Source organism: Nonomuraea sp. KM88, assembly GCF_052245635.1.
Classification (GTDB): Bacteria; Actinomycetota; Actinomycetes; order Streptosporangiales; family Streptosporangiaceae; genus Nonomuraea.
The window spans coordinates 1-3,080 of sequence record NZ_JBQQCC010000055.1 but is presented as its reverse complement, the minus strand read 5'-3'; the positions used below and the strand labels follow the sequence as shown (position 1 = coordinate 3,080).

The 3,080-nt window shown below is 64.2% G+C and carries 4 protein-coding genes; 2 read left to right on the top strand and 2 right to left on the bottom strand.

Features of this window, described 5'->3' with window-relative positions; genetic code table 11:
* Positions 1–198 precede the first annotated feature (198 nt).
* A complete protein-coding gene (locus ACTWPV_RS49575) occupies positions 199–399 on the top strand; it encodes a hypothetical protein (RefSeq protein WP_443157210.1) in 201 nt (66 codons plus the stop codon).
* A 56-nt stretch (positions 400–455) separates the two neighbouring features.
* Positions 456–932: an HIT family protein gene (locus tag ACTWPV_RS49570; RefSeq protein ID WP_443157209.1), complete on the top strand. Its 477-nt coding sequence runs from the start codon at positions 456–458 to the stop codon at positions 930–932.
* A 572-nt stretch (positions 933–1,504) separates the two neighbouring features.
* On the opposite strand, the gene ACTWPV_RS49565 is transcribed toward ACTWPV_RS49570, so the two are convergent.
* Positions 1,505–1,759, bottom strand: a complete 255-nt coding sequence (locus ACTWPV_RS49565; RefSeq protein WP_443157208.1) for a hypothetical protein — start codon at positions 1,757–1,759, stop codon at positions 1,505–1,507.
* Positions 1,760–1,892: 133 nt separating this feature from the next.
* Positions 1,893–2,471, bottom strand: a complete 579-nt coding sequence (locus tag ACTWPV_RS49560) for a hypothetical protein (protein WP_443157207.1) — start codon at positions 2,469–2,471, stop codon at positions 1,893–1,895.
* Positions 2,472–3,080: the final 609 nt, after the last annotated feature.

Here is a 3,080-nt window from a genome sequence, read left to right as displayed (position 1 = left end):
TGGGGTACAGCTTGCGCTCGGTCACTCGACCATCACAGCACGACTGGACCCGCCAACCGGTGGTAACGCTACAAATCCATACGATCACACTGCGACATCACGGGCATAGGCTCGCGAACCGCACTCTGATATTGCTCAACATCAGAAGCCATACGCGGGGCTTCTCCATCAATCCCGGCGCGGTTCAAGATACGGCGCGTGCCCATCCATCCCGAGCTGTCCAACATGCTGATCGAGCACCTCAAGGAGTTCGGGGCCGGCCCTGGCGGGCGCGTCTTCATCGGCCCCCGCGGCTGCCTGATGACTGACCGCGCCTACCTCAAGGTCTTCCACTCCATAGGTGATCGCTTACGAAACAGGACGCCGCCGCCGCGGTCGACGGCCGCCCTGTCGCCGTGACCGGCAGGGCTGATGGGCTCTCTGGACGAGGCTCCAGCATCGATAGCATCCCTACTGTGACGATCATCTCGGAGTGCTACACCTGCCAGAACGAAGCCCGGTTTCCCGATCTGCCGCCCCGAGAGATGATCGCTGCGGACGATCGCTGGAGGGTCGCCCACGCCTTCAACACCGCCCTACCTGGGTGGTTAGTGCTGATCCCGCGCCGTCATATCGGTTCCATCGCTGATCTAACAGATGCTGAGATGCGTGACCTTGGCTCGTGGCAGGTACTGCTCTCGCGCGTGCTGCGGGACGTCACCAGGTGTGAGAAGACCTACGTGATGCAGTTCGCCGAGATGGAGGGCTTCAGCCACGTCCACTTCCACATCGTCCCGCGGGCCTCGGATCTGGGCGACGACCTTCGCGGCCCTCGGGTATTCGGGCTCATGGGCGGCGACCATCCCAACGTCTTGACCTCCGATGAGATGGACGTGATCTCCACGAAGGTCAGTCAGGCGCTATCCGATGTACGGCAGAGCCATCCCGGCTAGGCAGTGCTCGATCGGCATCCGCATCTACCCATCATCTGCAGGCCGATCACCAGATCGCGATCGGCCCCGGCGAACTTCACGCGACTCGTCGCTCGGCGTCGGTTGCCCGGCGACGGCTGCGCTGCGGCCCACCAACCATGATCACTAAGGAACGTATAGGGAACGATCAACCGTAGAGCGCCGGTGACGCCCGTGGACAGTCGGACACAAAGCGAGAGGCCCGTCACCGCGTTTCCGCTGGTGACGGGCCTCTCTTGCTGGTGTGGCAGGTGCAAGGTTCGAACTTGCGTAGGCTGAGCCGACGGTTCTACAGCGGGTCGACGTTCGCGGCCACGTTAGGCCCCTGACCTCCGGGTACGGCTCTCGCTTGCCCTCCACCAGGGAAGACCATCCCGCGTATATCCCGCAAGGCAGAACCAGGCACAATCCCCCGGAACCCGCGGATTAAAAGATCCAGTTCGAGCCGCTCTGGATCGTTCAATGCGGGTCGGCGGGCATGCGCGGTCCACCTTGGACCTCATGGGACGCGCCTGTATTGCAACACGAGCTGCAACCCTGGTCCGCTGCCAGGGTCAAGATTCCGCGGTCCATACGTCGGCAACGGCTGCTGCGGGGACCTTGGCGACGATCGCTCCCGTCCACCGGGGGTCGTAGCGAACTTGCCATAGGCTTTCGAGATCGTCTTTCTCCGCAGCGGTGGCGTTGACCAGGACGCTGAAGATCAGATATCCATCGGCTTCCGTGTAGCCATCGGCGCCCAGCTCGATGGGCTCACCCGAGTGGAACTTGACCAACCACCGATTTGGGACACCGACCGCGAACTCCATGGGGGGAGGTTATCTAGCCTGGTCGCCCGCGCGACCTGGGTTGACGCGCTTGGGCGCATTCCACGCTTTCTGATCATCCCGTGCCGGGGCTACGAGATCAGCAAGGCACCAGCGAGCACACCAGGGCGCAGCCCTATGCGCACTGCCACAGAAAGCGGCCCTCTCTGCCGTCCGCGCTGAGAAATCCGTAGCCAACGCCGGCGTCACCGAAGTTGACATCGTAGAACTCGTCACTGCCGTCAAGCTGGAACAGGAAGCTCCACTCCCCGGTCGGACTTTCCTCGTCCTGGAGCCAGGTGGGGGAACCGCCAAGCCGGTTGTCCCAGCTCTCTCCGAGCTCGGCAGGACTGGCCGGCTTTAGTGCAACGGCAAGATCCTCGCTCATCGTGGGGCCCTCCGCTTCGCCGTTCACGGCGATGAAGGACGGCACACGGCCGGGCTGCACGATCAGCGCGTTCTCGCCACCCTCGCTCTCCCATGTACCGTCAACGAAGTCCTCACCATTGGTCATGAACAGGTAGGCCATCCGAACCCCCTCCCCGGGAAGCCGAAACTGGCCGAGAAACATCATCGGTGTTCCCAACTCGGTGGACAGTGGCCACTGCGGCTTGTCGACCCATACCGGCTGGCCACCCAACTTGGTCACTGGCTCCAGGATGGGCGCGTCAGCCTTGCTGAGCACCAAGCGCCGGGGGGATTCGCTGATCGTCATAGGAGCGAACCGTAGCGCCCACGACCGACAAGACGCCTCCCCGCGCGTCATTTCCCTCATGCGCGCTCATGGCAGGGTGCTCCTGGTGCTGTCTCCTGCGCAACGCACGCCTCGAACCCGCTGCCGACGCCCTGGCGAAGACTGCTTGTGACCTATGGTCGTGCTCTTACCAGCACGGCGATCAGCCACGTTTTCGGTGAGCCAGGGTGAGGAACGAACCCTGGATCGTCGATCGCCCCCAAGCACGTACGGTGTCCAGCCATGCAGTGGCGATCGTAGGGCCGCATCTGTCCGGCGGCGCGGCAACCCCGGTCGGTGAGTTCGATTGGTACGGCGGGGCCGGCGTGCGGTGCCCGGCCCGGTGTCCCGCCGCCGTCCGGGACCGGCCTCCAGGCCGCACGCCCGGACGGCGGCGGGCGGAGGGCCGGGGGTACGGCGGCGCGCCGCGCCGCCGCTTGATACCTACAAGAGCTATTCGGCAGTGTGCTTGTTATGCGGCACCTCGGTCTACACACCGCTGCAGGCCACTCAGCCCGGCGTGCTCGGCCAGGTTCCAGCAGGTTGACCGGTGATCCCGACGGTGCTGCACACCAGCGTCGATGTGCTATA

Coding starts and splice junctions, on each gene's coding strand:
- ACTWPV_RS49565 (WP_443157208.1), bottom strand. CDS start 1,759: ATGGAGTTCGCGGTCGGTGTCCCAAATCGGTGGTTGGTCAAGTTCCAC.
- ACTWPV_RS49560 (WP_443157207.1), bottom strand. CDS start 2,471: ATGACGATCAGCGAATCCCCCCGGCGCTTGGTGCTCAGCAAGGCTGAC.